General features: G+C 67.1%; 5 protein-coding genes. 3 read left to right on the top strand and 2 right to left on the bottom strand.

Features of this window, described 5'->3' with window-relative positions:
- Positions 1-35: 35 nt before the first annotated feature.
- Entirely contained in the window at positions 36-2366 is a 2331-nt protein-coding gene (locus K789_RS0110095; protein WP_024366650.1) for a hypothetical protein, read from the bottom strand.
- A 234-nt stretch (positions 2367-2600) separates the two neighbouring features.
- Positions 2601-3410, bottom strand: coding sequence for a hypothetical protein (locus tag K789_RS0110090; RefSeq protein WP_024366649.1), 810 nt, complete (start codon positions 3408-3410; stop codon positions 2601-2603).
- A 95-nt stretch (positions 3411-3505) separates the two neighbouring features.
- Here K789_RS0110090 and K789_RS0110085 point away from each other — a divergent pair, with 95 nt between their 5' ends.
- The 3 genes from K789_RS0110085 to K789_RS0110075 form a co-directional block, all read left to right on the top strand.
- Positions 3506-4375, top strand: a complete 870-nt coding sequence (locus tag K789_RS0110085) for an aldo/keto reductase (protein ID WP_024366648.1) — start codon at positions 3506-3508, stop codon at positions 4373-4375.
- A 50-nt stretch (positions 4376-4425) separates the two neighbouring features.
- The gene (locus K789_RS0110080; protein WP_024366647.1) at positions 4426-5127 is read left to right on the top strand and encodes a type 1 glutamine amidotransferase domain-containing protein; all 702 of its coding nucleotides are present in this window, start codon (positions 4426-4428) and stop codon (positions 5125-5127) included.
- A 63-nt stretch (positions 5128-5190) separates the two neighbouring features.
- Positions 5191-6706 (top strand): helicase HerA-like domain-containing protein (locus K789_RS0110075; RefSeq protein WP_024366646.1); only part of this gene is annotated, 1516 nt, incomplete at its 3' end.

The following is a 6706-nucleotide window of genomic DNA, read 5'->3' as shown; positions in this document are numbered from 1 at the left end:
GGCTGCCCCGGACCGTCAGGGCCGGGTCATCACGGTCAGGCGACGCAACCACCCAGGGCGATCTGTCTGTCGATGGCCCCGATCTGGTTCTGGACAGTGCCAAGCTGGTCCTGGAGACCGGCCACCGTCTTCTTCTGCGCGGCGATGGAATCCTTGTTTGCACCCTTCTTCGCCTGCAGGGCAGCGAGCGTGGCGTTGGCGTCGGTCAGTTTCTGGTCGAGTCCCGTCAGCTGTGCCTGGAGCTCCTTCAGCTTCGTTTCGGTGGCGGTGATCTCGCCGTTCAGCGCGTCAAGCTGCGCCAGCAGGGGAGCGACCCTGGTCTGGAGGTCGAGGATTTCGCGTTCCTTGGCGGCAATCTGGGTGTTCAGCGCGGTGACCTCGGCCACGAGGGTATCCATCTGGGCATTCAGGGTTGCGATCTCGGCCTGCTTCGCGCTCACTGCCGCGGTGGCGTCCTGCAGGGCCTTGGCCAGTGCGGGCAGTTGGGACTGCAGTCCGGCCAGCTCGGATTCCTTGGCAGCGGCGGCGGCCTGGGCTGCGGCGAGGGCGGNNNCGCCCGCCAGTTCGCCCTTCAACTGGTCCAGCACGAGCTTCTGCGCGGCGATCGCGTTCTGGCTCTCGGCGACGTTGGCGGTCAGTGTGGGCACGGCTGCCTCCAGGTCCGCCACGAGCTGCTCCTGAGCTGCGGCCGCACTGGCCGCAGTGGCCGCAGCGGTCTCCAGTGATGGGAGTTGGCCCTGGAGGGCCGTGAGCTCGGCCTGCTTGCCGGCGACCGCGGCATTGGTGCCGGTGACAGCCGACTGGAGCGTCGGGATCTGCGTCTTCAGCGCTGCGATCTCGCTTTCCTTGAGGGTGACGGCGTCGTTGGCGGCGGTCAGCGAGGCCTGGAGCGGGGCTGCCTGCTGCTGCAGGGTGCTGCTCTCCTGCTGTTTGGCCAGCAGCTGCGCGTTGAGGTTGCCGACTGCGCTCTGGAGCGTGGCAAGGTCTCCCTGGTAGCCGGCAATGGTGGCGGTTTTGGTGCTGATCTGGCTGTTGACGGTGGTGAGTTCGGCCTGCTTGAGGTCCCGCACCGCGATCAGGTCACGCTTTTCCCTCGAGTTGCCCTTGATCGCGTCAATCTGGGCGGTGAGCGTCGCGATCTCGGCTTCCAGGGTCGTCTTGGTGGCCTGCAGCGCGGCGAGCTCATTCTGCGCGGTGGTGAGCTGGGCCTGCTTGGCTGTGATCTCCGTGTTCTTCGCCGCGATCTGCTGCTCCAGCGAGGTGATCTCGGCGTTCAGCGCAGCGATCTTGTTGCTGTTGGCGGTAAGGGCCGCGGCCGCACTTCGAGCTGTGGCCTGCAAAGTCGTGAGCTCTGCCTGGGCCGTGGTGATCGCGGCGTTCTGCGCCGCGAGCGCGTCCGCTGCAGCCCTGGCATCGGCTTGCAGCGACGCGAGTTCGCCCTGGGCAGCTGCGATCGCTGCTTTCTGGTCCGTGACGGCGCCCGCGGCCGCGGCGGCAGCGTCCTGGAGGCCGGCGAGTATGGCCTTTGCGTCGTCGATCTTGGCCAACTGGGCGTCAAGCTCGGCCTGGGCTGCGGTACCCGCGTCCTCGAGGCTCTGCAGTTCCGACTCGGCACCGGTGACGGCGGTCCCGGCAGTCACCACGGCTGCTGCCGCCGTGGCCGCCGCGGTGTTCAGGGCCGTGAGCTGGTCTTCGGCCGCGGCAATCTCCGCGTTCTTGCCGGCAAGCGCTGCCTCGGCTGCACCGGCCGCCGCCGCAAGCGTCTCCTGCTCCTCCAGGGCCGCGCTGAGCTGGGTGTTCTTCGCTGCGATCTGGGTCTCGACGGCGGCGGCGCGGGTCTTCACCTGCTCAGCGGCGGCCACAGCCAGCGCTTGTTCCTCCTGCAGGGGTGCAAGCTCGTTCCCTGCTGCTGCCCACTCCGCTTCAAGACCTGCCAGGGTCCCCTGCAGTTCGAGCACTGCAGCGTCGGCGCTGGACCGCTCAGCCTCAAGCGAGGCCAGGTCATCCTGCGCGGCCTTGATCTCGCCGTCGAGGGCGAGCTCGGCCGCGTCGAGGGCGGCGATGGACGCCGTCGCGGCTTCGATCTGTCCCGTCAAGGCAGCGGCGCTGGCCTGCAGGGCGGAGCGCTCGGACTGAAGCCGGGCGATGATGTCGGCATTCTTCCTCGCCGAGGCCTTGAGCAGGTTCTCCTGGACGGCGCCCCGGTGTGCCAGCTGGTTGACCACCCCGTTGCAGACTCCGGTGACGGACCCGGTGGTCGCACTCGCCTGAGGGGCAAGGAGCAGCATGCTGGTCAGCACGCCGGGGACGATGACGGCTGCGGCAAGCCGCCGCGTGAAGACAGAGTGGTGCGAAGGATTGAGCATTGAGACCCCCAGGCGAGACACGGCAAATGAGACACAGGAAATGCGGGCCGCTGTGGCCGCAATTTGTAGTCCCGATGCTATGCGTGGAAATACGCGGCGCGGAGGGCCGTCTCCACTCGTGTTTTCGTTAGTTCTACGTGTCTTTTTCGGGGGTGTACTCGCTTTTCCGGCGGCGACTACTTGGTCTGGCTATTCTGCGCGTAATCAGGGGTGAAAACGTACGGCCGCTTTAGGTCAGGGGCACGAATAGTTGTAGTCCAGCCCGCCGGAGATGTACTGCGTCAGGGCCACGCGGCTGCCCGGGGTGAGCGCCGGCGAGGAGCAGTTGGACTTGGCGCTTGTGAGGGACCGCGCACCCGCGAGCCAGCTGGGCAAGCCCGCGAGGGGGCTGCCTGCCGGGACCGTCCCGGCAATCTGGCTCCACTGGTAGGCGGTGGAATAGAGGCCGACCTTAGCGTTGATGCTTTTGAAGTAGGCGGCCATTCCTTCCAGGTCGGCCACATTGGCGGCCTTGTCCGGCTGCCAGCTGTTTCCGGTCTCGACGTCCAGCCACCACAAGTAATTCTGCGGGTTGTCGACGCCGCGGATCGTGGCGTCGTCGTAGGCCTTCGCGTAGCCGTACATGTAGGAGCAGGCTTTGAAATCGTCCGTGCCGCTGCCACAGACACCATACGGGTTGGCCACGTCCGCGCCGCCGTAGCTGTTCGAACTGGGCCACCACGAACCCTGGAGGCCCGGGTTGGCCGTATTGACGTAGAGCGCCACCCGCGGCTGGGCGGTGAGCGGCGGATTCGGGGCGGTGTTTGCCCAGGCCAGTTGCGCGGCCAGGCACGGGTTGGTGGTGTTGGCCAGGCCGTTGTTTACCCCGACGATCGCGAATGCCGGCTGTTTGGGGAGGGTCTTCCCGCACTGGGGCCAGGAAACGTCAATGCCGGTGGGCTCGGAAGTGCGGGGCGGGGCGGCGCCGGCCGGCCCTCCACCCAGCAGGACCAGGCCAAGTGTGATGGCGGCGGACGCAAGCTTCGTCAGTACCCGGATAGCCATGCCCCAGCTTACGTCCGGCTCCGCCCGGGACCGGGAAACTCGCCGGGCGGGTCGGCGAGCGGAATACTCAGCTGGCTTAGGGAGTTGCCGCACCTATGAGCCATGACAACTCACAGCATCCCGAATCATCCGCCACGATCGATCTCAAGGACCTGGGCACTGTCCACCGCTTGGGGTTCGGTGCCATGCGCATAGTCGGGGACGGCGTCTGGGGCGAGCCGGCAGACCGCAAGGCCGCCATCGCCGTCGTCCGCCGCGCGGTGGAACTCGGCGTCGACTTCATTGACACCGCCGATTCATACGGGCCGAACATCAGCGAGGAGATCCTGGCCGAGGCGCTGCATCCCTACACGGAGGGGCTGCGGATCGCCACCAAGGTCGGTTTCACCCGCACCGGCCCGCACGAGTGGGTGCCCCTGGGCCGGGCCGAATACCTCCGGCAGCAGACTGAACTGAGCCTGCGCAAGCTCAAGGTTGACGCGCTCGACCTGCTCCAACTGCACCGGATCGACCCCAAGGTGGATCCGGAGGAGCAGTTCACTGTTCTCCGCGACCTGCAGAAGGAGGGAAAGGTGAAGGCACTGGGTCTGTCCCAGGTCAGCGTTGCCGAGCTTGAGGAAGCCGGGAAGTACTTCACCGTTTCCACCGTGCAGAACCGTTACAACCTGACCGACCGCAGTTCCGAGGACGTGCTCAACTACGCCGAGGAGAACGGAATCGGCTTTATCCCCTGGGCGCCGATCTCCGCCGGTGAACTGGCGCAGCCCGGCGGCCCGCTGGATGATGCAGCCAAGCGACTCGGCGCCACCACGTCGCAGGTGGCACTTGCCTGGCTGTTGCGCCGCTCCCCCGTCATGATGCCGATCCCCGGCACCGGCTCGGTCAAGCACCTCGAAGAGAACCTGGCCGCTGCCGGCGTCGTCCTGGATGACGCCACGTACGCCACACTCGAAGCCGCACACTAAGTCCTTTACTTATCAACGCCGGCCTGCGGCCGGCAGAACAGGAGCCTGACATGGCTAACATCCTGATGGTCGTATCCGCTGCCGATTCCCTCACCATGCGTGACGGCAGCGAACACCCCACCGGCTACTGGGCCGAGGAACTGGTGGTTTCCCACCAGACCCTGCTCAACGCCGGACACACTGTCCACCTCGCCACGCCCGGAGGCGCGAAGCCCACGGTGGACGAGGTGAGCCTGGCGGCCGAGTCCGCCGGCGGCCAGGACCGCGCCGACGGCTTCCGCAAGTACCTCGCGGAGATCGACGCCGAGCTGTCCGCGCCGCTGGCGCTGGCCGACGTCGAGCTCTCCGGCTATGACGCGATCGTCCTGCCCGGCGGCCACGGCCCAATGACCGACCTTTACCGGGACGCGGACCTCGGCAGGCTGCTGGTTGCGGCGAACACGGCCGGCAAGGTCATCGCCCCGTTCTGCCACGGCCCGGCCGGCCTGTTGAGCGCCACGGACGACGCCGGAAACTTCGCCTTCGCGGGACGCCGCCTCACCGTTTTCACCAACGAGGAGGAACTCAACGGCGGCACCGGCCCGAACACGCCGTGGTTCGTGGAGGACGTGCTCAAGGACAAGGGCGCGGTGGTCGAGAACGCCGCCGCCTGGAGCTCCCACGTGGTGCGCGACGGCAATCTGATCAGCGGCCAGAACCCGCAGTCCAGCGAGGACGTGGCGAAGGAAGTCCTCAAGGCCCTCGCCGAATAGCAGCGCTGAAGCAACACCCGCCGAAGCCGGGTCCGGGGTGCCGGACCCGGCTAAGCTGTCCGCATGGCCATCAAATCCACCGCAGACAAAGTCGCCACCATCCAGAAGGGGTACACCCTCGAGGGCCCCACGATTGAGCTGGGCGCTGCGATCATCGACGGCGAAGTCCACAAGGATGCCCCCGTCCGGCTCCCGCTCGCCATGATGAACCGCCACGGGCTGGTGGCCGGGGCAACCGGCACAGGCAAAACCGTGACCCTGCACATGATGGCCGAACAGCTCTCCACCGCCGGGGTCCCGGTGTTCCTGGCGGACATCAAGGGAGACCTCTCCGGTCTGGCGACGGCGGCCACCGGGAGCGAGAAACTGATGGCTCGCACAGACGGTATCGGCCAGTCCTGGTCCGGCAAAACATTCCCGGTGGAGTTCCTGGCCCTGGGCGGCGACGGCAACGGCATCCCGGTCCGCGCCACCATCACGTCCTTCGGCCCCATCCTGCTCTCCCGCATCATGGAGCTCAACGACACGCAGGAATCGAGCCTGCAGCTGGTCTTCCATTTCGCGGACAAGAACAACCTCGAACTGATCGACCTGAAGGACCTGCGCGCCGTCATCCAGTTCCTCACCTCCGCGGAAGGCAAGGACGAGCTCGAGGAACTCGGCGGGCTGTCGAAGTCGACCGCCGGGGTGATCCTCCGCGAGCTCATCACGCTTGAGGCGCAGGGCATGGAGAAGTTCTTCGGCGAGCCCGAGTTCGACACCGCCGAACTGATGCGCACCGCCCCGGACGGGCGCGGCGTCATCACCTGCCTGGAGCTCCCCACGCTGCAGACCAAGCCCATGCTGTTCTCCACCTTCCTGATGTGGCTGCTGGCCGACTTGTTCGAAGACCTGCCCGAGGCCGGCGACCTGGACAAACCCAAGCTGGTATTTTTCCTCGACGAGGCCCATCTGCTGTTCAACGGTGCCTCGAAGGCATTCCTGGACGCCATCACCACCACTGTGCGGCTGATCCGGTCCAAGGGCGTCGGCATCTTCTTCGTCACCCAGACCCCCAAGGATGTTCCCGCCGAGGTCCTGGGGCAGCTCGCCAACCGGGTGCAGCACGCCCTCCGCGCCTACACGCCGGAGGATGCCAAGGCGCTCAAGGCCACCGTCTCCACCTTCCCGATGAGCGACTACGACCTTGAGGAAACCCTCACCTCCGCCGGGATCGGAGAGGCGGTCATCACCGTCATGAACGAGAAGGGCGCCCCGACGCCGGTGGCGCTCACCCGGCTGCGCGCGCCGGAATCCGTCATGGGTCCCAGCGCCGACGCCCTGATCTCCAGCACTGTGGCCGGTTCGGCGCTGCTGCCCAAGTACGGCACCGCCGTCGACAACGTCTCCGCCTACGAGAAGATCTCCGGGAAGGCCGCGGCAGACACCGGCGCGGCAGCTCCTTCTCCTGCTCCGGCCCCCGGCGGCGGCGGAACCTCCGATGTCGATGCCGAAGCCCGGCGGATCGAGGAGGAAATCCTGGGCCGCCCCAGCAGCCGGCCCGCTCCGGCCCCCGCATCTCAGGAACCCCGGCAGGCAC

The sequence above is a fragment of the Arthrobacter sp. TB 26 genome (genome assembly GCF_000427315.1).
Classification (GTDB): Bacteria; Actinomycetota; Actinomycetes; order Actinomycetales; family Micrococcaceae; genus Arthrobacter.
The sequence above is the reverse complement of the archived record's forward strand: the minus strand, read 5'-3'. Positions and strand labels throughout refer to the sequence as shown.

What these genes read in the sequence shown, in the direction of transcription:
- K789_RS0110090 (WP_024366649.1), bottom strand. Translation starts at nt 3,410, where the DNA reads ATGGCTATCCGGGTACTGACGAAGCTTGCGTCCGCCGCCATCACACTT.
- K789_RS0110085 (WP_024366648.1), top strand. Translation starts at nt 3,506, where the DNA reads ATGAGCCATGACAACTCACAGCATCCCGAATCATCCGCCACGATCGAT.
- K789_RS0110080 (WP_024366647.1), top strand. Translation starts at nt 4,426, where the DNA reads ATGGCTAACATCCTGATGGTCGTATCCGCTGCCGATTCCCTCACCATG.